This window comes from Bradyrhizobium sp. SPXBL-02 (genome assembly GCF_051853065.1).
Classification (GTDB): Bacteria; Pseudomonadota; Alphaproteobacteria; order Rhizobiales; family Xanthobacteraceae; genus Bradyrhizobium.
The window spans coordinates 6,620,595-6,642,784 of record NZ_CP182474.1 but is presented as its reverse complement, the minus strand read 5'-3'; the positions used below and the strand labels follow the sequence as shown (position 1 = coordinate 6,642,784).

The 22,190-nt window shown below is 59.8% G+C and carries 15 protein-coding genes and 1 tRNA gene; 12 read left to right on the top strand and 4 right to left on the bottom strand.

All coding sequences use genetic code 11. The features are described from left to right. Window positions 1-82: 82 nt before the first annotated feature. The 4 genes from ACNJYD_RS30930 (at window position 83) to ACNJYD_RS30915 (ending at window position 3,892) form a co-directional block, all read left to right on the top strand. Window positions 83-1,645, top strand: coding sequence for a 2-isopropylmalate synthase (locus tag ACNJYD_RS30930; RefSeq protein ID WP_439364251.1), 1,563 nt, complete (start codon window positions 83-85; stop codon window positions 1,643-1,645). A 196-nt stretch (window positions 1,646-1,841) separates the two neighbouring features. Then, the gene (locus tag ACNJYD_RS30925) at window positions 1,842-2,846 is read left to right on the top strand and encodes a TRAP transporter substrate-binding protein (RefSeq protein WP_172787382.1); all 1,005 of its coding nucleotides are present in this window, start codon (window positions 1,842-1,844) and stop codon (window positions 2,844-2,846) included. A gap of 195 nt (window positions 2,847-3,041) precedes the next feature. Further along, window positions 3,042-3,650 (top strand): Spy/CpxP family protein refolding chaperone, encoded by a 609-nt coding sequence (locus tag ACNJYD_RS30920; protein WP_439367537.1) that lies wholly within the window; start codon window positions 3,042-3,044, stop codon window positions 3,648-3,650. Between the two features lie 166 nt (window positions 3,651-3,816). Continuing rightward, window positions 3,817-3,892, top strand: a tRNA-Lys gene (locus ACNJYD_RS30915). Window positions 3,893-4,079: 187 nt separating this feature from the next. Here the strand turns inward: ACNJYD_RS30915 and ACNJYD_RS30910 are convergent. Further along, window positions 4,080-5,579, bottom strand: a complete 1,500-nt coding sequence (locus ACNJYD_RS30910; protein ID WP_439364250.1) for a phospholipase effector Tle1 domain-containing protein — start codon at window positions 5,577-5,579, stop codon at window positions 4,080-4,082. A gap of 233 nt (window positions 5,580-5,812) precedes the next feature. Between ACNJYD_RS30910 and ACNJYD_RS30905 the strand changes: the two genes are divergently transcribed. The 6 genes from ACNJYD_RS30905 to ACNJYD_RS30880 all read left to right on the top strand — a co-directional run bounded on the left by ACNJYD_RS30905 (window position 5,813) and on the right by ACNJYD_RS30880 (window position 12,038). Further along, a complete protein-coding gene (locus tag ACNJYD_RS30905; RefSeq protein ID WP_439364249.1) occupies window positions 5,813-7,375 on the top strand; it encodes a recombinase family protein in 1,563 nt (520 codons plus the stop codon). Next, on the top strand, window positions 7,372-8,223 hold the full coding sequence (locus tag ACNJYD_RS30900; protein ID WP_439364248.1) for a ParB/RepB/Spo0J family partition protein: 852 nt from the start codon (window positions 7,372-7,374) through the stop codon (window positions 8,221-8,223). The genes ACNJYD_RS30905 and ACNJYD_RS30900 overlap by 4 nt, the downstream gene beginning before the upstream one ends. Beyond that, window positions 8,223-9,161, top strand: a complete 939-nt coding sequence (locus ACNJYD_RS30895; protein WP_439364247.1) for a plasmid partitioning protein RepB C-terminal domain-containing protein — start codon at window positions 8,223-8,225, stop codon at window positions 9,159-9,161. The genes ACNJYD_RS30900 and ACNJYD_RS30895 overlap by 1 nt, the downstream gene beginning before the upstream one ends. A gap of 296 nt (window positions 9,162-9,457) precedes the next feature. After that, the gene (locus tag ACNJYD_RS30890; RefSeq protein WP_439364246.1) at window positions 9,458-9,904 is read left to right on the top strand and encodes a hypothetical protein; all 447 of its coding nucleotides are present in this window, start codon (window positions 9,458-9,460) and stop codon (window positions 9,902-9,904) included. 63 nt (window positions 9,905-9,967) lie between these two features. Beyond that, window positions 9,968-10,390, top strand: a complete 423-nt coding sequence (locus ACNJYD_RS30885; RefSeq protein ID WP_439364245.1) for a GIY-YIG nuclease family protein — start codon at window positions 9,968-9,970, stop codon at window positions 10,388-10,390. 229 nt (window positions 10,391-10,619) lie between these two features. Next, on the top strand, window positions 10,620-12,038 hold the full coding sequence (locus tag ACNJYD_RS30880) for a reverse transcriptase domain-containing protein (protein ID WP_439364244.1): 1,419 nt from the start codon (window positions 10,620-10,622) through the stop codon (window positions 12,036-12,038). A gap of 186 nt (window positions 12,039-12,224) precedes the next feature. Here ACNJYD_RS30880 and ACNJYD_RS30875 read toward each other — a convergent pair whose 3' ends face one another. Next, complete coding sequence (locus ACNJYD_RS30875; protein ID WP_439364243.1) at window positions 12,225-14,087, bottom strand: hypothetical protein; 1,863 nt, start codon at window positions 14,085-14,087, stop codon at window positions 12,225-12,227. 103 nt (window positions 14,088-14,190) lie between these two features. Between ACNJYD_RS30875 and ACNJYD_RS30870 the strand changes: the two genes are divergently transcribed. Continuing rightward, window positions 14,191-15,954 (top strand): ATP-dependent nuclease, encoded by a 1,764-nt coding sequence (locus ACNJYD_RS30870; protein ID WP_439364242.1) that lies wholly within the window; start codon window positions 14,191-14,193, stop codon window positions 15,952-15,954. Continuing rightward, the gene (locus tag ACNJYD_RS30865; RefSeq protein ID WP_439364241.1) at window positions 15,951-17,471 is read left to right on the top strand and encodes a UvrD-helicase domain-containing protein; all 1,521 of its coding nucleotides are present in this window, start codon (window positions 15,951-15,953) and stop codon (window positions 17,469-17,471) included. Before ACNJYD_RS30870 ends, ACNJYD_RS30865 begins: the two co-directional genes overlap by 4 nt. Window positions 17,472-17,548: 77 nt before the next feature. Here the strand turns inward: ACNJYD_RS30865 and ACNJYD_RS30860 are convergent, their stop codons facing one another. Continuing rightward, window positions 17,549-18,862 carry a DUF2130 domain-containing protein gene (locus ACNJYD_RS30860; RefSeq protein WP_439367536.1) on the bottom strand — a complete coding sequence of 438 codons (1,314 nt, stop codon included), beginning with the start codon at window positions 18,860-18,862 and terminating at the stop codon, window positions 17,549-17,551. Between the two features lie 228 nt (window positions 18,863-19,090). Then, window positions 19,091-22,189 (bottom strand): sacsin N-terminal ATP-binding-like domain-containing protein, encoded by a 3,099-nt coding sequence (locus tag ACNJYD_RS30855; RefSeq protein WP_439364240.1) that lies wholly within the window; start codon window positions 22,187-22,189, stop codon window positions 19,091-19,093. Window position 22,190 lies beyond the last annotated feature (1 nt).

Sequence of the window (22,190 nt, the reverse complement as noted above, 5' to 3'; positions counted from 1 at the left end):
GCGCTCAGGGGTTGGTCGAGATCACCGGACACCTCAAGCGCCAAGGAATGAACGGCGCAAACGCTCAAAAGGAAATCTAGGAATGGCCACCGTGAACAAGTCCGAGAAGGACCGCGTCATCATTTTCGACACCACGCTGCGCGACGGCGAGCAGTGCCCCGGCGCCACCATGACCTTCGAGGAGAAGCTCGAGGTCGCCGAGCTGCTGGATGATATGGGCGTCGACGTCATCGAGGCCGGCTTCCCCATCACCTCGGAAGGCGACTTCCAGGCCGTCAGCGAGATCGCCCGCCGCTCCAAGGATTCGGTCATCGCCGGCCTGTCGCGCGCCCATCCCGCCGACATCGACCGCTGCGCCGAGGCGGTGAAATTTGCAAAACGCGGCCGCGTTCATACCGTGATCGCGACCTCACCGCTGCACATGCGGGTGAAGCTGAACAAGACCCCGGAGCAGGTGATCGAGACCTCGGTCGCCATGGTCGCGCGCGCCCGCAACCAGATCGACGACGTCGAATGGTCGGCCGAGGACGGCACCCGCAGCGAGATGGATTTTCTCTGCCGCATCGTCGAAGCCGTGATCAAGGCCGGCGCCACCACGGTGAACATCCCCGACACCGTCGGCTATACGGTGCCGGAGGAATACACCCACTTCATGAGGACGCTGATCGAGCGCGTGCCGAACTCGGACAAGGCGGTGTTCTCCGTGCACTGCCATAACGATCTCGGCATGGCGGTGGCCAATTCGCTGGCCGGCATCACCGGCGGCGCGCGCCAGGTCGAGTGCACCATCAACGGCATCGGCGAGCGCGCCGGCAACGCCGCGCTCGAAGAGATCGTGATGGCGATCAACGTGCGCAACGACAAATTCCCTTACTGGAACAAGATCGACACGACGCAGCTGACCCGCGCCTCGAAGCTGGTGTCGGCGGCGACCTCGTTTCCCGTCCAGTACAACAAGGCGATCGTCGGCCGGAACGCCTTCGCGCATGAGAGCGGCATTCACCAGGACGGCGTGCTGAAGGACGCTTCGACGTACGAGATCATGCGCCCCGAGATGGTCGGCCTGAAGCAGTCATCGCTGGTGCTCGGCAAGCATTCCGGCCGCCACGCCTTCGTGCACAAGCTGGAGGAGATGGGCTACAAGCTCGGTCCGAACCAGCTGGAGGATGCGTTCACGCGAATGAAGGCGCTCGCCGACCGCAAGAAGGACATCTACGACGAGGACATCGAGGCGCTGGTCGATGAGGAGATGGCGGCCTCGCACGACCGCATCAAGCTGACCTCGCTGACCGTGATCGCCGGCACCCATGGCCCGCAGCGCGCGACCATGAAGCTCGACGTCGACGGCCAGATCAAGATCGAGGAGGCCGAGGGCAACGGTCCGGTCGATGCCGTGTTCAACTGCATCAAGCGCCTGGTGCCGCACGAGGCCAAGCTCGAGCTGTACCAGGTCCACGCCGTCACCGAAGGCACCGACGCGCAGGCGGAAGTGTCGGTGCGGCTGGCGCAGGACGGCCGCTCGATGACGGCGCGCGCGGCGGATCCGGATACGCTGGTGGCTTCGGCCAAGGCCTATCTCGGCGCGCTCAACAAGATCGTCATGAAGCGCCAGCGCGACACGGTGACGACGGCCGCGGCGAGCTGACGAACGAAGCTGCGAGTTGTTGCACCTCTCCCGCAAGCGGGAGAGGGGGCGCAGCGGTGCTCGCGGCGTGCACCATGAATGGCTGCCCTGCTAAGGGCCAATAGCGAGCGTGCAGGCGAGCCGCTATTGATGCAGCCGGCATAAGATTGGCTACCCGGCACCGCCGGGCGGCCCAAACAAACAACAGGGAGAAACTATGCGCACCTTGGCAATCGCTGCGTCCATCGCGGCTCTGGCACTTGGCTTGAGCGGGCCGGCACTGGCCCAATCACCGATCATCATCAAATTCAGCCACGTCGTCGCCACCGACACGCCGAAGGGCAAGGGCGCGGAGAAGTTCAAGGAGCTCGCCGAGAAGTACACCGGCGGCAAGGTCAAGGTCGAGGTCTATCCGAACTCGACGCTCTACAAGGACAAGGAAGAGCTCGAGGCGCTGCAGCTCGGCAGCGTGCAGATGCTGGCGCCGTCCAACTCCAAGTTCGGGCCGCTCGGCATCCGCGAGTTCGAGGTGTTCGATCTGCCCTACATCCTTCCGGACCTGAAGACGCTGCGAAAGGTGACGGAAGGGCCGCTCGGCACCAAGCTGCTCAAGCTGCTGGATGCCAAGGGCATCACCGGCCTTGCCTATTGGGACAACGGCTTCAAGCAGATGAGCGCGAACAAGAAGCTGATCACGCCCGCGGACTACCAGGGCGTCAAATTCCGCATCCAATCCTCGCGCGTGATCCAGGCCCAGTTCAAGGCGCTCGGCTCGCTGCCGCAGGTGATGGCATTCTCGGAAGTGTACCAGGCGCTGCAGACCGGCGTGGTCGACGGCCAGGAGAACACCTGGTCGAACATCTATACCCAGAAGATGCACGAGGTGCAGAAATACATCACCGAGACCAATCACGGCTACATCGGCTACGTCGTGATCGTGAACAAGAAGTTCTGGGACGATCTCCCGGCCGACATCCGTGGCCAGCTGTCGAAGGCGATGAAGGAAGCGACCGATTTCAGCAACGCGCAGTCGCAGAAGGAGAACGACGACGCGCTGGCCGAGATCAAGAAGAGCGGCAAGAGCGAGATCATCAAGCTCACGGCCGAGCAGGACGAGGCGATGCGCAAGGCGATGGAGCCGGTCTACAAGGATGCCGCCGGCCGCGTCGGCCAGGCGCTGATCGACGAGTTCGTGAAGGAAGCCAAAAGCACGACGAACTGACCGCCACCGGCGGCCAGGGAGGGCTTCCGCGCACCGCACGGAAGCCCTTTTTTGTTGCAAATCGTTTCAGTTTGCATCTGAACGGGCATTCACGGCGGTACATTTCTACAAGAGCGCGCTTCCTGTCCAAGTTGTAAGTTGCGCGACAGCCTGCTCGCGCTCATCCTCGCGGGCATCCTTCCGGAGGAGGCCAAGATGAAGAAATTCACCATTGCCGCCATCGCCGTGCTCAGCATCGCCGGCTCGGGCGCGGTCTATGCCCAATTTCATCGCCCGTGGATGGAGCACGTCCGCCACATCCGCATGAACCCCGAGGACCGCGCCGCCTTCGTCGATGCGCGGATTGCCGCCGTCCATGCCGGCTTGAGGCTCAACCCCGAACAGGAGAAGCTGTGGCCGCCGGTCGAGGCGGCCGTGCGGGAGTTCGCCAAGCTGCGCATCGACCGTGCCAATGCGCGGATGAATACCGCACCCGGCGACGCGTCGAGGGATGCCGATAGACCGGAGGATCCGATCGCCCGCCTGCGCCAGCGCGCCGAGGACATGGGGGCCAGCTCCGCCGCCTTGAAGAAGATCGCCGATGCCGCCGATCCGCTCTACAAGACCCTCGACGAGGGCCAGAAACGGCGCCTCGCCGTGCTGACCCGGCACCGCGGCCCGTTCGGCGGCGGCGAGGACGGCCCGCGCCACCACCACTTCATGGACCGCATGGACCGCATGATGGAACGGGGCGTGGACCATTTCCATCATGACCGCTTCGACCGTGACCGCGGTCCCGACCGGGACCGGGAGGGCCGGCTCTGAACGGACCGGCTCTCGCGCCGTGAACCCTGGCGAAGCCGCTGGAATTTAGCGGCTTTTCGCATTTCCGGTCCTCTGGACGAGACCTTGGAAAACTTGCGTCCGATCGCTTGCCAGACCCGGATCGCTTTGCTAAACGACCGGCCTCGCAAGGCTTTGACCGCCTTTCGGGCGCATAGCTCAGTTGGTAGAGCAGCTGACTCTTAATCAGCGGGTCCCAGGTTCGAGCCCTGGTGCGCCCACCAAGTTCTTCAAGGACTTACCCTCGCGAACCGTTTGAGACGACCGAACTAAAACGGTTTTTCAAACGGTGATTTTGACGGCCGATCGGCGGGTCCACTCTCGGCATTGTGATCTACTTTGCTGGACGAGGCGGAGGCGAAGCCGACTCGAAGGCCGCCAGACAGGACCGTTTTCAATGTTCAATCTGGGTCAGAGCCGCCCGACATAGCCGGCATTTTCCCACTTCTGTTCTATGTCGTCAGCGACGCATTGGGGCGGCTGCGCCGCGCTGCCATCGAAATAATGCTTAAAGTCGATGTGAACCCTCATGTTGTCCGGTCGATAAGCCGCGATGCGGTCGTAGAGGAGAACCGATCCCGCCTCGAAGCGCCGATAGACCGATTTGTGCATGGGTGATCTTGAATCCTCAGTCTTCGGATCGATCGGAAGGTCTCGAACCCCGGCCTTGAGGAAGCCGCCCGCCTGCTCATTGTGTTGGGGGCCGGCGGGATCGGGTGACAGCCGTAGGACACTGCCGTCGTGTTTCAGGCCGCCCGGGATGAGCGAGGCTCCGGCGAGCAGCCAGTTCAGCGCAACATCCGACAAGCGGGCCTCATTTTCCAGATAGCCGCCGCCGACATCAGCATGCACGCCCGGAAACCAGACCTGCTCGAAGCAGAGGTTGCCGTGCGCGTCGCGTACGTCCTGCTTCTCGGCCGTGGGCGACCAGCCGACGCGCTTGAAGTCGGCGCGGTTCTCGTCGATCGAGATCGCATGCTTGGCATAGCCGACATTTGGATTCAGCGTCGTGTCGTAGAACTTATGCTTCGGCGGGGCGAAATGCACGGTCCGGAGGCGCTTCAAGAACCCGTAGCCGGGCAAGGATGGCGCGATCTTGAGATAGTTCATGAGAAAAGCGATCAGGGCTGCGGCGACGCCGAGGTAACTCAGAATCCAAGCTCCCCACCCCGCCCATGGAAAGACCGGCTGAAGGAAGCCACCGAGCCAGTGCACCCCGATCAGCAGCGCAATGCCGGAGGTCACGAGCGCCGTGCCGAGATATTTGTGGCCGAGGGCGGCGACCGTATCGAACACGCCGATGAAGTATGGAAAGACGTTCGCCCGCTCGGCGCCGTTGATGGTGGTTGTGCTACCGTACTGCTGTCTGAATTGTGCGGCGATCGCGTCTCGGGTCTCCAACAGAAACTGCCGGTATCCAAGAGTCTTGCGCGAGTAGGATGGGCAGAATTGATAGACATCCTTGACGGCGTGCTCGGCCAGCTTGTGGATGCTCTTTGGATCGCGGCGCAGGGGCGAGCCATCGGGCAGAGGGCGCGGGACGCCGCAATAGGTCATGACGCCGGCAACCGATCGCACGGTGTAGGCCCCGCGGCTGAAACCGATCAGAAAGACGCGGTCGCCTTCTTCATAAAGGGCAATGATCGCGGCGTAGCAATCGACGATGTTCCGAGTGATCCCGAGGCCCGTCGCCATGCTGGCGAGGTTGTAGAGCCAGTGCATCCAGCCGATCTTGAAATGACCGCCATCCGAGGCCGAACCGAGACCGGCATCGTAGAAGGCGACCTGTTTGGATGGTTCGACCTTCGTGTCCGGGCCGACGCGGGAGGCGCGGTAGAGCTTGTAAACGTTCGTCCGCGCTTCGTCGAAACTGATTCCGCCGGCTTGGCCTGTGCCGTCGGAAAAGATCACAATATTCTTCGGCATCGCACACCATTCCTCGAAAGTGCGCCAAAGGGCCAATCTGTACCACAGATTGCAGGAAGCGAAATGTGAGCTGGCCCACTTGCGCACAGCCCGCGCGTGGTCAGGCCGTCGCATTTTGAGTCATCTAAGCTTCAACTCGCCGCAGTCGCGTAAACGGCTCGATTGGTTTTGTGGCCTATCTTGAGTTCGGGTTGTCTGACTCGTGGCGAGGTGCGGTGGTGTCCTACGAGATACCGATTGCGTCCGGTCGTTCCATGCCGCCGACCCGAGCGGCACAGTATGTCCGCATGTCCCGGGACAGTCAGCGCTACTCGACGGCAAACCAGGCTGAGGTGATCGCGGCCTATGCCAGAGATCGCAACATTACCATCGTTCGTACCTATGCCGACGAAGGTCTCAGTGGCCTTGCCATTCACTGGCGCGACGGCCTCAAGGCCCTGATTGCCGATGTCGAGTCGGGGCACGCCGAGTTTGACTGCGTCCTCGTCTACGACGTTACGCGCTGGGGCCGTTTTCAGAACCTCGACGAAAGCGCCTATTACGAATTCATGTGCCAGCGGGCCGGCATCACCGTGCATTACTGCGCCGATGAATTCGAGAATGATGGCAGCCTCGCTTCGTTCATGCTCAAGAACAATAAGCGGTTCAATGCCGCCGATTTCAGCCGGCAGCTTTCCAAGAAGGTATTCCTCGGCCAATCGCGCGTCACCCGCTTGGGCTTCTGGCGCGGCGGCATGCCCGGTTACGGGCTAAGACGCCAGTTGCTTGATGAGGCCGGGGTCGTAAGAACGACGCTCGAATACGGCCAGAAGAAATATCTCCAGACTGACCGCATCAAGATCATTCATGGCCCGGACCGGGAGGTCGAAACCGTCAGGCGCATCTTCACGTCCTTCGTGTCGGAAGGGAAATACCTTGGGGAGATCGCCTCCGAGTTGAATGCCGAGCAGATCAGGACGACGCGTGGCCTACGTTGGAACGGTGAGACCGTGGGCAAGATCCTAGGGAACGAGGCCTACATCGGCAGCCTCATCTATAACCGGTCATCCTACAAGCTGAAACAGCGTCGCGTCGTCAACCCGCGCGACATGTGGATCAGGCATGACAAGGCTTTTCCGCCCGTGATCGCGCCCGAGCTCTTTACCAAGGCACAGGAGATGATGCGCACGCGCCGGCAGCATCGGACCGATCTGGAGGCCATTGATCGCCTTGCCGCCCTTGGGCGCGAGAAAGGACACCTGACGACCGCCATCATCGCCGCCGCCGACGATATCCTCTCGGCGGAGAGCTACCGGCGGCGCTTTGGCTCCCTAGTGGCTGCCTACGAACTCGCCGGCTATCAGCCCGAGCCACGCCAGCGCCTCGCCGAAACGGCAGATAAGTACCGGACATTTCTTGCCCGGCTTGCTGAAAAGATTGTCGAGCAGGTCAACCGGCTGGGCGGGCGAGCAATGATCGACCCGGACGGCCTTCTTTGCCTGAACGATGATTGCCGCATCTCGTTCGGTTCGGCGCGCGCCGTGAATTACATCTCGGATCGGGTTCGCTGGCGAGTCCACGCAGATCGCAAGGCGAATTCGGACATGTCATTGATCGCCCGAATGGATGCGTCCAACACGGAGATCGTTGCTTATTACCTGCTTCCGACCAGCGACCTTGCTGAGACGAACGTCAGGGTGCTCCGACTGTCGAATCCGGTGTTTGCGCAGGCCTGCCGCTATGATGACCTCAAGGCGCTGTGCCGCGTCTGTGCTGGATGGGATGAGAGGAGCCCAGCGTGAAACGCAGCCGCAAGGTCGTCTCGGTCCCGATCTCCGCCATCAAGGTGCTGAATTCGCGCGACCGCAATCGTGCGCGGTTCAAAGAGCTTGTGCGAAGCATTGGCGCGCTCGGCCTCAAGCGCCCCATCACGGTGAGCAAACGGGGAGGCGCCTACGACCTCGCATGCGGAGAGGGCCGGTTGGAGGCCTTCACGACGCTGAAGCAAACCGACATTCCGAGTATCCTGACTGAGGCCTCGGTCGAGGACTGTATCCTGATGAGCTTGATTGAGAATATTGCCCGGCGCCGGCATTCACCTGTTGAGCTCGTCGATGAAATCGGCCGGCTGGCAAAGCAGTATACGGCGGCTGATATCGCGGAAAAACTCGACCTCAGTCAGGACTATGTCCGAGGCATTACATACCTGCTCAAGCATGGTGAAGAACGTCTCGTCAGCGCCGTCGAACGGGGCATCATCCCGCCTACACTCGCCGTCGAGATAGCCAAGGCCAAGACTCCGAAGCTGCAGGGCGCACTTCTCGAGGCCTACGTCAGCGAACACCACACCAGCCATCAAATTGCAAAAATGCGTAAGCTGGTCGAGCAGCGTCATCGAGGCGCCATGAAAGCGCAATATGCCGACGAGCAGATCAACTCGGCAGCCCTCGTTCGCGCCTACAGGCAGGAAGTCGGCCGCCAGCAGCTCGTCTCTCGGAGGGCCGACCTCGCACAGGGACGGCTTACATTCATCGTCAATGCACTGAAGAAGCTTCTAAGTGAGGGCATGTTCGCGTCGCTTCTGCGTCAGGAGTCATTGGACAAGCTTCCCTTGCCGGTCTTGCGGCGTATTTCTTCGGCGGTGAAGTGATGAGCGAGAAAAGGGTCCGCTCAGCCTTCGAGGACGACCTGCTGATCCTTCCGCTTGCGTCCCTACTGCCGACCAAACAGGTAACGGATGTCATCCGCAATTCACCGAAATATAAGGCAATCGCTTGTTCCATCGAAGAAGTCGGCGTCATTGAGCCGCTCGTCGTCTATCGCAATCCCGATCAGCGCGCCCGGTACCGGCTGCTCGACGGTAGCCTGAAGCGGGATATTCTTCTCGCCAAGGGAGAGACGGAGGCTGAGTGCCTGCTCGCGACCGATGATGAGGCCTTTACCTACAACAAGCGCGTCTCCAGGCTCGCGATTGTACAGGAGCATTTCATGATCCTGCGGGCCATCGAGCGCGGTGTTTCGGAGCAAAGGATTGCTAAAGTGTTGAACGTCGATATCGCACATATCAAACGCCGCCGAGTTATGTTGAGGGGTATCTGCCCGCAAGCCGTCGATCTGTTACGCGACAAGTCGGTCAACCCAGTCACCTTCGATGTGTTACGCAAGATGAAGCCTATCCGCCAAGCCGAGGCCTGCCAGTTGATGGTTTCCGCATCGAACTATTCGTCCGCTTACGCCAAGGCTCTGCTCGCTGCGACCAAGGATGCCGAGCGCGTCAGACCGACGCGTCCCGCACAACCAACCGTGGTCACTTCGGCGGATCTTGCGCTGATGGAGCGCGAGTTGAGGGATGTTCAGAAGTCCATGATGGCGGTGGAAGCATCTTATGGCCGGGACATGCTCGATCTGGTGATTGCGGCGCGATACGTGGCGCGGCTGCTCGCGAATCGAAAGATTGCCAAGTATCTCGACGATAACCATCCCGAAATCGCCAGGGAATTTGAGGCGGTCACGTCGGCGGTCCTGTGGCATCATCAACCGCCCTCGCGGACAGAGGGGTCCCCTCACGAGGAAACGGTCGCGGGCTAGAGGGGACGGGCCCGCCGTCTGTGCGTCGTCAAACAGGTCGCCGCTTCTAGCTAGTGCGGTGATCGGGGGCAGCTCAATAGCTATTCCTTGTATCTTTGACTTCGAACCTACAATCAGACCAGTATGAGCGCACAGACGCTCGGAAAAGTCTAATTTCTTCAACGACTTTCATCGTGGGTCGTGTGCTGCCGTGCTCATTCGTGCGCGGGATTTCCGGTGGATTTCCGGCGGAAGGGCCGATGACAACGAGCGCCTAACCGGCTCTAATTTGGCTCTTCTTTGGCGCGAGGTGTCCAGTGGCGTTTCGAGTTATCGATGGCGAGGGTGAGCGACCGCCCAGCGATTTTGATGTCAGAATAGCCGCGCAGGCTCTCCAGTACCTGACGATCGAGCTGATGCGCTCCCTGGCCCGCGGGGACGATTCAAAGCGACGGGTCACCGAACAGCTCGTTGAGCTGTACAGGCACCTCGGTAAGCCCGGCATCACGGTCGACACCGTAGTGAACGCCTTTCTTCATGAGGCTCACCCGGAGCTCACGAAAGCCGAGATGAGCGACAATGAGCGCGATGATGCCGATCGCGAGATCGAGCACATCGTGTTGGCAAGCTTGCAGGTCGCCGCGGAGAAGCTGTGCTGGGACGATGCCGCCCAGGGGCGAACCTCTCAGCGGCTGAACCGGTTGGAAAGCTGCCTTGAACTCCGGCAGAACGGAATAAGCCGTCGTTCGAGACCGCGACGCTGAGAGGGCGGGCGGACACGCAACAAAGCGGACGATCAGTTCGAGCCCGCCTTGGAGAGGCTAAGAATGCGATGCATAGGCTGCGATGGCACAGGAATTCATCCGGAGCTCATGCCGGACGTTCGGAGCCCATGCGCAAGATGTAACGGAACGGGCAAAACTTCCGACGACGATTTTGAGGAGAAGCTACGAGACGCGACAGCCAAAATCGGTATGGTCTATTTTGTGAGAGACGACATCAATCAAAGGATCAAGATCGGAACCGCGCTAAACCCGTTGGAGCGGCTGCGGGCGCTCCAAACCGGCAGTAGTGTGCGTCTGCGCCTCATGGCGATGTGTGGAGGCGGGCGCAAGACTGAACGCCAGTTTCACGAAACTTGGACCGCGCGGAGGCTTCAGGGCGAATGGTTCGACGACCGAGATCGCGAGATCACTCGCATCTTGCTCTGGACGTTTCGTGGCGACGGAATTGTATGGCCAGAAAGATGATCCTACCGTCTTGGGCTATAAGGCGTATCGTTTCATGAGCGTGCGCTCACCAAGATCCGCAAGCCAGAGAAATCTTCCGCTTGGATCGAACCACTGCCTTTTACAACGCCGGAATACTTCTAACGTGGCAGTTGTAAGGACAGGTGCGCTTGGTCGGACTACTTAGATGTGAAAATCTGTCGAACTGACGTGTGCGGACGATCCGCGCAGGAGAAGCAAGGAAGATGCAGTGGCTGAACTGAAGATACCTTTCGGCTTTGACAGCGCTGCGATGTCCAAGATCAATTGGAAGTTAGCCCTCGCGAGGATCAGCCACGATCTCCGATCCGATTTCATATACGCCCCTCACATCGGCTTCATTTACGCCAAAGCTGGAGAGGAGCTGATCCAAGAGGTCCAAAGTGCCTTGGCAAGTGGAAAGTACAGTCCGGGGGTGCCGATAACCATTGAGGTTCCCAAATCCTTTCGAATCCGCGTTGCTGTGAAGCCCGAACGATTAGGTCCAAGTTTCTCTCGGCCCGGAAGCATCCTGCTCCCGTACGATCGGTTGCTCTATCAGGCCCTGGCGGATCAGGCGGCGCCTATTGTGGCTCAGAAAACCGACCACTCACGATCCTTCAGCCATCAGCTTGCAAGTCTAGACAGCGTCTCGATGTTCGTTCCTACCCGAACGTGCTGGAATGCTTTGCAAACAGCGCTGCTCGAGCATTCAAAGGCGGAGGAGGTCAAATACATCCTGAAGATCGACGTAGCAAACTATTTTGGTTCGATGAACCTGCATACATTGATCAATGTGTTGAACGACTCCGGATATGTCGGTGAGCTATCCGGCCGTCTTGAAGCGATTTTGACCAGCTATACGAGCCAGCGGAGCTCTCGGGGGATCCTTCAGGGCATGTTCCCGTCGGATCTGTTCGGGAATTTCTACATGGAGCCGATCGATCGCTTCCTCAAGGAGTACGGGGTGAGGGCTGCGCGATATGTCGACGACATCTACGTCTTCCTCGACTCCGTGGAAGGTGCCGACAGGCTGCTTGGCCATCTGATTCCCAGGCTGCGCTACTACGATCTCGTTCTGAACGAGGCGAAGTGCATGATTATACCGAAACGTCAACTTCACACCGAGGAACCCGATCTCCAGGCCTTGTTCGACGACGCTGTCGAAGAGATCAGAGATCAAATGAACGATGAAGACTTTGACGCGGACTACGGGTTTCAGTCCGAATGGGAATACGGTGACGATGAAGACGATGATGACGACACCGAGGAGGACGACGACAAAGACGACCTCGACTTGAAGGCGACAAAGCTATTGTTCAATTCGATCGGGAAGTACGTAGGTCAGGAAGAAAACATCGAGCGGTTATGCCTGCCTTTGTTTACCAAGGCGGAATCTGATTATGGCTCAGATCTATGCATCGTACGTCGCCAAGTTCTTGCGCTCCGCGAGCGTTCTGGATGCGTTACTCACATTGCTTGTCGACGTCGAGCTGTCAGATTGGCAGAAAATGTGGATCCTTGCGGCGCTGTCGCAAGCAGAGAAACACAAGGATGCGTCCGTCAAGATCGCGATGGACATTCTGCAAGACGCCAATCGGCACGAAACATTGAGAGCTGTCGCGGCGATCTTCGTTGGTCGATTTGGTGATCATTCACGCCGTCTTACGCTGCTTGGTGTCTATACCGCGTCTTCGCCATATATGCAGAGTGCAATTTACTTTTCGTCGCGAAAATGGCCCCGCGCGGAACGGCTGACTGCAAAGAACAACTGGGGAAATCATGGTGACCTCAATCGGCTTCTCACGCAGGCCATGAACAAGAAGTGATGGCGAGCTCAGCGTCGTGACCGTTTCTTCGGCAGGTAGCGCCCGCACTCGTCGCGCGTTGCATCGTCACAAGTGAAGTCCGAGGGCGATCTTCCACCGAGTTCGGGGCGCGAACTGCGCATCCACAACGCCGCCAGCTCAGGATCGTAGTAACGCGAGAGCGCCAATTCTTCCAACTCCGCGACGGCTTTCTGCTTGCGCTGCCACGCCTTAGTTTCGAGCGCGAGCTTGCGCGCTTTGCGATTGAGCGCGTCGATCGCCGCATCGAGACCTGCTGGATCCGACGCCGTCTCGAATGGCGTCTTGCCATCCAGTGCCGGCTGCCCGGTATTCAGCCACGTTGCCGCGAGATCGCCAATGTCGCGCAGCGCGCGCGTTCTCAACTGCGCCAATCGAGCTTCGGTTTCTGCCTGTTCCTTTTCGCGCCTCGCGCATTCGCGCTCCTCGGCTTCCTCAGCCTTCTTCTTGAGCGTTCTGTCGAGTTCGCCGGCGCATGGCAGGCCGAAGAGTCTCAGGTTGCTCCGCGGCGAAAATCGGATGTTGGTCCGGATGTGCGAGATGTCGTGACACAAGGCCGTCCAGGCGTTCTCGTCGCCTTGAATGGCATCAGCAACCGATCCTCGACGGCCGGGCAAGGGGCTTGCGATCCAAACGTCGAGATCGAAGGAGCGTGTCTCGCATTCCGGTAGGTCCTCGATCTGGTCTCTTACGATCGCCTCGATCTCGGCTCTGCGTTTGGTAGGCCGCTCGCGAAGCTCCTTCGCCGCTCGAAGTTTGCTCCGTAGCAGGCTGGCAGGTCTCCAGCTCTCGGTCGGACCGGAATGTACCAGACCGAGCTTCTCGAGTTGACTGAGATAGAGCTCAACCGCTTTCGCGGGCAAGGCAAAGGGCAACCCGGTATCCTTGAGCGCCTGCGCCTGGTCATGTCGCAGCGACGCAAAGCGTTTGTCGACCCAGCCTCGCCGAACCAGACCGGCGAGACCATTGCGCGTCCTGAATGGCGATCGAGACTTGATCAAGTCGAGCGTAACCGCTGCCTGCCATTCGGCAACAGGAACCAGAAAGCAGCCGGCGCCGTCGATTGTCAGATTCACGGCCTCGCCGAGCCCATTCCGACGAATAGTCGTCTCGCAAGTTCCGTGTCCCGCCTCGCTCGCGGGCAGACGATGGCGATAGTTCGCTCCGAGGCGCGCAATCTCCTGCTTGAAATTCTCGGCGCGTTGCTGGGCCCGGTGTTCGAGCCGCGCTAGCGCGTCGAACTCGCGGGGATTGTGAAGCCAAACCCGCGGAGCGTTGTAGAGGATGTCGTCGCCGATCTCTTCTAGAGGCCGGTTGCGATATTGCGATAGATCGATCTCGATTGCGCCGACGTTCATCGCGCGAATGTGGGCAATCTTCGCCTCGCCACAGGGATGCGTCACCTTAAACTCGACGAGGAGCCTGCGGTCGCGCAGCTCCAGCACCACGTCGGGTACTATCTGACCGCTCCTCAACTCGAGCGTTGCTCGGTCAAACCTGAGTGCGACTGCAGGGGCAACCAATTCGCGGTCACCCCCGGCCGATACGTACTTTTCGGGGAGGGCGATTTCCAATCTCTGATCGAGTACCTTCTTCGCGAATTTGTGCAGCGCGGTTTCTCCGGCCGAGGAGCAGGAGCTGCCGTCGCGCGCAGAGTGATGAGCGAAGTGATGGGCTTGGACTTCGCCTTTCTTCGCTACCATGCGCCGTTCGCAGCCGACGCAGTAGCCGCCGCAGGCGAGACCGGATGGCACGTTATCGATATGAAGCAGGGCGCCATCAGCGGATTCGGCGACCAAGGCGCCGCCGCCCTCGGTACAATCGAAAAGTTGGCCGAGCCGCACGATGGTCATTTGCATGTCCTGTCGAGCCGCAGCTGTGGGTAGCTGCCTGAAGCTTTGCGCCTTATCGCGAACAGCTTAAGATTGTTGCCGGATTAGAGGATTCGGACGGGGCATGGCAAATCAACCGCGCATAAAGAGCCTGACGATCAGGAGATTTCGGGGCATCGAGCGACTGGATTGGCAGCCAGATGCCGGTATCAATGTTCTGCTTGGTGGCGGGGATTCTGGCAAGAGCACGGTGCTTCACGCTATCGCTCTCCTGTTCACACCGACCAACGCGGTCCAGGTGCTCGAGACCGACTATTTCAACCGATCGACCGGCGAGGGCTTCTCGATCGAAGCCGTGGTGGACATCCCGCCCGAGGTCGGGATTGCGGATTTTTCTTCGCTATGGCCGTGGGAGTGGGACGGCAGCGCCGCGGTTCTCCCTGACCCGGAGGCGGAGAAGGAACCCGGTCATCCGGTTTTTCGGTTCCGCGTCCGAGGGACTGAGGACCTCGAACTAGTGTGGGAAGTGGTGCAGCCGAACGCAGAAATCGCAGCGCTGTCCACCGGTCTGCGCCGTCGGATCGGCGTCGTACGCCTGGCGAACGATGACCGGAACGACCGTGATTTGCGGTTGGTAACGGGTTCTGCCCTCGACAGATTGCTGTCCAAGGGAAATCTCAAATCGCGGCTCAACAAGCAGGTCGCCGATACCGATCTGTCAGCCGCGCTGCTTGCGGACGAAACGGTGGCTCTCGATGCTTTGGGCACAACGTTTCAAACGGCAGGGCTGCCGCACGACCTGGAGCTCGGGCTGACGAGCAGCCAGGGACTTTCGATCGGAGCACTCATTGGGCTGCTTGCAGACAAGGGTGGTGTCAAGCTGCCTCTCGCCAGCTGGGGCGCCGGCACGCGCCGCATGTCCGCATTGGAGGTTGCCGGCGTCACGGAGGCCGCGTCTCGTTTGACGGTCATCGACGAGATCGAACGAGGACTGGAGCCGTATCGACTTCGCCAACTGCTCGCTAAACTGGTCAAGGACAGTGGTCAATGCTTCGTCACGACTCACAGCCCAGTCGCGATTAAGGCGGCGACCAAGGCAGCACTCTGGTTCATCGATGCAAAGGGGGCTATCGGCGCTCTGCCAGCGGCCGCCATCGCACAGCAGCAGCTTCGTGATCCCGAAACGTTCCTTGCGAAGCTGCCTGTGATAGCGGAGGGGGTGACGGAGGTCGGATTCCTGCGGTTCCTTCTGCGGAATGCTTTTGTTGCCGCACCTGAGGACCACGGCATTCGTATATGCGATGGCGGAGGCAACGAATCCATGCTCGGCTTGCTGATGGCGCTACGCGACGCCGGGCTCATGCTTGGAGCCTTCTGTGACAACGAGGGCAAGTCGACCGGCCGATGGAGAAGCGTCGGCGAGGCGCTTGGGCCGAGGTGCTTTCAGTGGCACTCCGGCTGTCTGGAAGCAAATGTCATCGCGCACGTGGCAGATGCTTCATTGTTTGCGCTCGCTCGCGATTCCGAAGGAGCGTCTGGCGAAAGATTGCGGACGCTGGCCGATCGCCTCAATCTGCAATCCAAGGATGAAGCCAGTATCCTCGCTGCGTGCGGAGCGGCCGAGCAGCGCTTTTCAAAACTTCGTTCGATCATCGTTGCTGCAGCGACCGGCAACAAGGAGGCGGCGCCCGACGAAGCCACGGCAAAGGATTGGGCCAAACACAGCCGGCGCTGGTTCAAATCCGAAGAGGGGGGATACGAGCTCGGAAGGAAAATGGTGGAGCTCGGCGTATGGCCGAAGCTTGAGCCAGAACTCCTCCCGTTTGTCAACGCACTGCGCGCCGCGCTCGGACAGCCTGCGCTGGCCAAAGGAAGGCTCAGGCTGTGAGCGATAAGGCCGTCGCAGACCTGCTGCGATCCGATCTGACGCTAGTGACGGTGGAAGCCGCTGCCGGATGCGGGAAAACCCATCAGGGAGCTCTATTTGCGGCGAATGCCGCTTCGCATCTCACGATCGGGCGGGTCCTGATCTTGACCCATACGCATGCCGCGCGGTCGGTCTTTGCGCAGCGGACACAAGCGGTATCCGGCCGCGTCACGATCAGAACGATCGATAGTTTTCTGACGGAGATTGCCAGCATCTACCATCAGACTCTCGACCTTCCCCCTGACGTCGGAACCTGGGCGCGCGAGAACAATCGATATGATGAGGTGGCCAGTCGCTGTTGTCACCTTTTGGAAGGGTCCTCGCTAGTCGCCGAAGCGGCAGCACAGCGTTATCCTGTCATTCTTTGCGATGAACATCAGGATGCAAGCGCTGACCAGCACCGGGCGATCATGGCTGTCCACAAAGCAGGGGCTCGTCTGCGTATCTTTGGCGATCCGATGCAGGTGATCTTTGGGGGGCACGATACCGCTATTCGCGCGACGCTGAGACGTTGGGACGACCTCAAGGGAGCTAGTGCATCAGGCGAGCTCCTCACTCCGCATCGATGGTCGAGTTCATCGGAACTTGGAGAGTGGATTGTAGCGGCTCGCAAGGCGTTGAAGGATGGCGGGGCGATCGATTTGACTGGGCGATTGCCAAGAGGGCTGTCGGTCTATTTCGCCGAGAACACCGCGCGCGTGCCACATAGATCGTTCAGCATGACGAGCGCACATAGGAAGCCCATTGATGATCTCCGGCGCCTCGGCGGCCAATTACTCGTCTTGACCGAAAGTAATGACCGGGTTGCGCATCTCAACGCGTTCTTCGATCGGTCGATGAGAATTTGGGAAGGACAAATGCGCGAAAACCTGGCTCGTCTCGTCGCGTGCATTCGACAGCGTGCTGGTGACATCAATGCGATCGTCGATGGATTTGTTGTGTTCGTTGAGGCGACAGGAAAGGGCTTTACGCCGTCCTCTCACGGAAACCGGCTTAAGACGGAGGTCATGGAGCGCTGTTCTAACGCAACACGCGGGGTAATGCCGGCTCACCTTCAGGCAGTTGCCAGGCTTCTCATTGCAGAGCCGGACCATCGCGGGATTGCCCGTGCGCTCGCCTATCTGGTTGACGTGGTGGATCGGCGGGAAACTGGCTTTCGCGAGGTCGAGTTTGATCTGAGGAGCGAGATACGTGATGCCATTCGTCTTGGCCAGTTCCAGTCCGTTGATGAAGGTTTCGCAGAAATTACCCGACGAAGAACCTTTTCTCATCCCCAACCCCCGCGCCGATGCTTGAGCACGATTCATAAGTCGAAGGGCCTCGAGTGTGACAACGCGCTGATGTTGCTTTGTGATCGCGCCGCTTTTTCGAGTACGCTGTACAAGCGGCGATTGTTCTATGTCGGCATGAGCCGCGCTAAGAAAACACTGACCCTCGTGCTTTCCAGGGATAATCAGTCGCCGCTACTGAAATTCTGAGGACCTTGTGCCTATTTGGCAGGGTTGCGGCAGCAGAACTTCGAACGCGGAAGATCCCGCTACTCGGATCAACTCTCTTATCCGGCCTTCCGATCTTGCACCGGGGAGGTCTCTAATAGGGGCATATCGAGGGTTGGGATCTCAGGCATGGCCTTACCGGCGATCGCCTGGAGGTCGCCGACCATACCAACCGTGGATTCAATCACGGACAGGATCTGGGTCTCCCGTTTGGCCCACTGCCGGCCCATGAACTTGCGTTCCCTGTCGAGATCCTCGCGCATGTCGTTGAACTTTTCGATGACGGCCTCCACCCTCTGACGGAACTTCACACCCGTCAGGTACTGGTAGACCTGCTCCATTTTTGTCTGTTGTCCTTGCTGTGCGGCGCGTGACCCGCTCACCTCGATGAGGGTCTGGCGGAGAGCAACCGCGACCGGAAGGGCGTAGCGCGGATGGGCGACCCAGACCCCGTCGACGAGGTCGAAATGCTCGACGTGCTTCGGCAAGGCTTGAGAGATGATCAAGGCGACGTCGGCACCGCAACGGCGTTGATCATCACGCAGTTTTGCCAGCCAGCCATCGCTCCAGGCCTTGGTCCGTTTGGACTCCCAGAGGATGATTCCGGCCGCCTGTCCGAACGAGCCGTTGACCTGCTGGACCACATCGGCGCCCAGCTCTCCCTTGCCGACAGGCTCGACCAAGTCCATCGGAAAACGCCCGCGCAACAAGACTTCCAGTTCTAGCTCGAGAACTTCGCCTTGCGACTGCTGCGATCCCTGCTCCGCCTTACGCTTCAGTTCCTCGATCGTACGGGCCATCGAGTCGATCGTTTGGTCCTTTTCGGCAACCCTCAGCCGAGCCGCGTCTTCCGCCTCTTGCCTGGCTTTGATATGGATTTGATCTAGCGAGGCCTGGACGCGTTTTTCGACTGTCAGATCGAGTTCACGTTTCTCATCGGCCAACGCGCGCTGTTGGCGCATCACTTCCGCTTGCTGTTGCTGCGCTTCAGCGAGCTTGGCGCTGTTGAGCTCCAAGGTTCTTCGCAGCTCGGCAGTCTCCGCCTCTTTGGCCTGAAGATCGGCAGCAGCAGCTTCGCGTGCTTTCTTGGCTTCGACGGCAATCAACTGGCCGCGCTCGGCAGCCAGGCGGCTAGAGACCTGTTCCTCGACTTGCTCTCGGTCCTTAGCAAGTTTGTCCCGTTCGAGCCGCAAAGCCTCGGCTTTGCGCGCAATCTCGGCGTCCTTGCTGGCAAGCTGCTCCTGAAAGCGCTGGCGCGTTTCGGCAAGGAGGGGCGCCGCAAGCGACTCGGTCAACCGGATCTCATGGTCGCAGTTGGGGCAATGAAGGGTGGGCTCATGCGCGGAGCCTGCGGCGGTTGCTTTGAAGTTCATGAGTTCTTCCCCGTTGATCGGGCCAGGCGGCGAGGTGAAGTCGATCCAGCCATTCACCAGACCATTGCGTGCGACAACCTGGACTTCTACGAGTTTGCCGAACGATGTCAGCAGCGGCGTCAGCTTTTCCACCGAAACCAGCTCAATGCACGAGCCTCTAGAGGCCAAAAGGAGCCAATTCGAGAGCAGGTTCTCGAATTCGGTGTGTCGGGCCGCCAAAGCCCAGGTTCAGGTTGCCAAGCTGGCTGTCGCTCGGCCTTGTAGGGCCGAAATGATCGTCCGCATGTCGTCGAAGTGGACCTGCACAAAGCGAACTGTGGTTTCTTCGCCGGCCAGGGAGACGACAATTTCAGGCGCCTCGGCAGAGAGCAGGGCGTTGGTTATTGCCTCATCTGAGTTGCCCCGGGCATGATGCCATTTGGCGCAACATGTCGGGCACAGCGCGAGATGGTTCTCGGGGTGCTCGGTCGACACCTCTCCGAGCAGTTGCGGAGCTTCGAAATAGGGCGTTCCGTCGGGACGATCGAATGGCATCGCCTCGTGGCAGGCCTGGCAGATCATCTGCTTGGACCTGTTGGTGTAGAGACCTAAGAGGTAGGGTCGCGCCAGCGCACGAGCTTCCCCATCGCTGGTGCGGACATTGCGGTTACGGATCTCGTAACTCTTCGAAGGAGCCGAAAGGGCGCGCTGAGCCATCCGAGCGGAACGGCGCTCGGGATTGACGGAGTCCTGCTCGGGGAATTCAGGTTTGCTGAATCCTCCGCTCGTGACGCGCTGCATCATCTCGGCCCCAAGGGCCCTCAAGGCTTCCGGAGAAAGGGAAGCCAACTGATCCGCCAATTCGGGTGGTAGGCCGATCGCCTGAGCCGCCTTCCGGCGTGTCGAATGCTCTTCCGAGCGGCGCCGCTGATCGGCGGCAAAACCGATGGCTTGCAACCACTCCTCATTGCCGGTTGTCGATAGTCCGGGCGCCAGTTCTGCTGCGGTAATCGCTGAGGGTTTGCGCAAGGTGCCGTCCTTGGCCGGGATCCAGGCGCTGTCACGCAATCCCAAGGCCAAGCTCGACGGGGCACGGTGAGGATCGTGGGTGCGATTGGGAACGTACGACGCACGCATCACGTGGCTTCCCTCCGCCGCCACGGCCTTCCAGATCATCTTCGAGATATCGACGTTCTTTCGCGCCAAGAGGCCGGAGAGTTCGGACATACTATAGTCAATGTCGTGTCCGCTGTCCGTCTGTCGCGCTGAGCCGAAGCTGGCTATCAATTCGTAACGATGGGGATGGCCATAGCGAATATTGGTTCGCTCGATCTTGAGGGAGTCTTCGACCCCGAGCTGCCGCAGCAAGGCCAACAGCTCATTCTTCTTCAGCCTGCCATAGCCGCTCCATAAAGGAAGACGGTCCCGGCCCTTGACCTTGCCGTCGTAGATCAGATGCAATCCGCTCGTCAGGTATGGCTGATCCAGAAAGATGGTGTCGGCCGAGTGATAGCCCTCGGTCCCCTCAGCTCGCAAGAATGCGATGCCCCGCAGGATGCTGGGGTCATTGTGCTCCGCGTACCAGCGCAAGAAGCGGCGCATGTGCTGCATGTGTCGCTCCGCGGACGGTGTCGTCGCTCCAGATGCATAATTGGACCGAATGATCGCGCGCAGGTAATCACGCTCGCCGATTTCTTTGACTCCGACACGACGCAGGAATTGCTCGACGTCCTTGCCGCGACCTCGGCCAGCTCGGAGAAGACTCGTGCGAACCAATACGATTCCGTGCGCCGCAGCCTCCTCGTCCACCGGTGCTCCGGATGGTGGCAGCAGTGCATCACTGGGCGTGACACGCGTGCCGTTTTCCAGGCGCACGAAGCTGACGTTCGGCAAAGACGCTGCACGTTTGAGCAATCGTAGTGATGCGTCGACCAGCAAGTAAAGGCGCTGCACCGCGTCATCATCGAGAGCATCGAACCAGTTGCGAGCAGCCTGCGTCGCCGCGTGATCCGAACTGTAAACGTAACTTGGCCCGAAGGCCCGATGAAACGCGTTCAGGAACTCGGTTTGCCCGAACTCGGTAAGTTCAAGGCCTGCAAGAAAGGAATCGGAGCGTCCATTTCGCAGCGTCCCCACTGCCCAACGGCGTCCATCCTGCCTGCCGAAAACACCTAGGCCCACATCTCCCAAGAGGTCGCGAATGTCACTTGGGCCGCGGACCGCATTGACAGACCGAATATGGTCGCCGGCATGTGCTGGCAACAATGCGTTCTCCCTGAAGGCCTGGTGGGTTGCGTTGCGCAGCCTATCCCAAGGAGCGGACAGGTCATCGCTTGCGTTGGGCAGGACTTCGAGAAAGCTTCTCTTCAGGTATCCTCTGTCCCGGAGTGATGCAAGGCTCTCCGCCAGCAACGTTGCCAGCTCGTTGATGACATAACTGTTCCAGGGATTGTCGCGCTTTATGTTGGCGCGGTTGTCCGTCAGCTGGAATGGTCCGTGGATATGAAAATGTAGACCCGTAACTTCTTCGGTCTCGAAAAAGACCGATAGGCGGGTTGGCGTCGGCTCTGGTACGACGTCACCACCGTCGTTCAACCGCATGGCGATCTTGACTGAGAGGGGCAATTCAACATCTTCGCGACGGATTGCCCGCGTCAACATCAGGAAGCGATCGGTCTGGGGCTTGTCGTCAATGACGGATCTCAGCGTGCGGATATCTTGACTATCGTCCTCGACCTGACAGGACGCAGATAGCTCGCCGTCACTCCATTCCAATCGCTTGAGGTGTCGGAGGTAGAGAAGGCTGCGTGCGCCCGCTTGCTCCAACGAAAGTCGCACCTTCTCGATCGTAGCTGTGGCCTTGTCGGGCGGTAGCGGAAGCACGAAACGGGTCGATCCCGAACCGTGGACGCAAGCGATCAGCTCGGGGACGACCAGATCGTGGATGGCGAATGCGATGGATTGCCCTTCGACGGTGCAGTGCACTTCCGGCCGCTCCGCCACGACATAGACCGACTTGAAGCCGATTCCGAACGAGCCAATCTTGTTGGCTTCGTCGAGCTTCGTGGTGTTGCCGATGCCGGTGATCCCCTCGATGTCCTTTCGTTCGAACGGGCGACCGTTGTGATGGAAAATGACCGCATCCTTGGTCAGCTCGAAGCGAGCCCAGCTCGCATCCGCGTCCTCAGCGTTCTGCAATAACTCGAAAATAAAATGAGTTGGATCTGCGTACTTTTCGACGGTCGCGTTCCAGATGCCGCGATCGAAGTTGTTCTCGTGACTTGCTGCCCCCCACCGCTGACGTCTGTCACGCAGTGCATCGAGCCATACGTTGAAGCTTTCGGCCATC

What these genes read in the sequence shown, in the direction of transcription:
- ACNJYD_RS30930 (WP_439364251.1), top strand. Translation starts at nt 83, where the DNA reads ATGGCCACCGTGAACAAGTCCGAGAAGGACCGCGTCATCATTTTCGAC.
- ACNJYD_RS30925 (WP_172787382.1), top strand. Translation starts at nt 1,842, where the DNA reads ATGCGCACCTTGGCAATCGCTGCGTCCATCGCGGCTCTGGCACTTGGC.
- ACNJYD_RS30920 (WP_439367537.1), top strand. Translation starts at nt 3,042, where the DNA reads ATGAAGAAATTCACCATTGCCGCCATCGCCGTGCTCAGCATCGCCGGC.
- ACNJYD_RS30895 (WP_439364247.1), top strand. Translation starts at nt 8,223, where the DNA reads ATGAGCGAGAAAAGGGTCCGCTCAGCCTTCGAGGACGACCTGCTGATC.
- ACNJYD_RS30885 (WP_439364245.1), top strand. Translation starts at nt 9,968, where the DNA reads ATGCGATGCATAGGCTGCGATGGCACAGGAATTCATCCGGAGCTCATG.
- ACNJYD_RS30875 (WP_439364243.1), bottom strand. Translation starts at nt 14,087, where the DNA reads ATGACCATCGTGCGGCTCGGCCAACTTTTCGATTGTACCGAGGGCGGC.
- ACNJYD_RS30870 (WP_439364242.1), top strand. Translation starts at nt 14,191, where the DNA reads ATGGCAAATCAACCGCGCATAAAGAGCCTGACGATCAGGAGATTTCGG.
- ACNJYD_RS30860 (WP_439367536.1), bottom strand. Translation starts at nt 18,862, where the DNA reads ATGAACTTCAAAGCAACCGCCGCAGGCTCCGCGCATGAGCCCACCCTT.
- ACNJYD_RS30855 (WP_439364240.1), bottom strand. Translation starts at nt 22,189, where the DNA reads ATGGCCGAAAGCTTCAACGTATGGCTCGATGCACTGCGTGACAGACGT.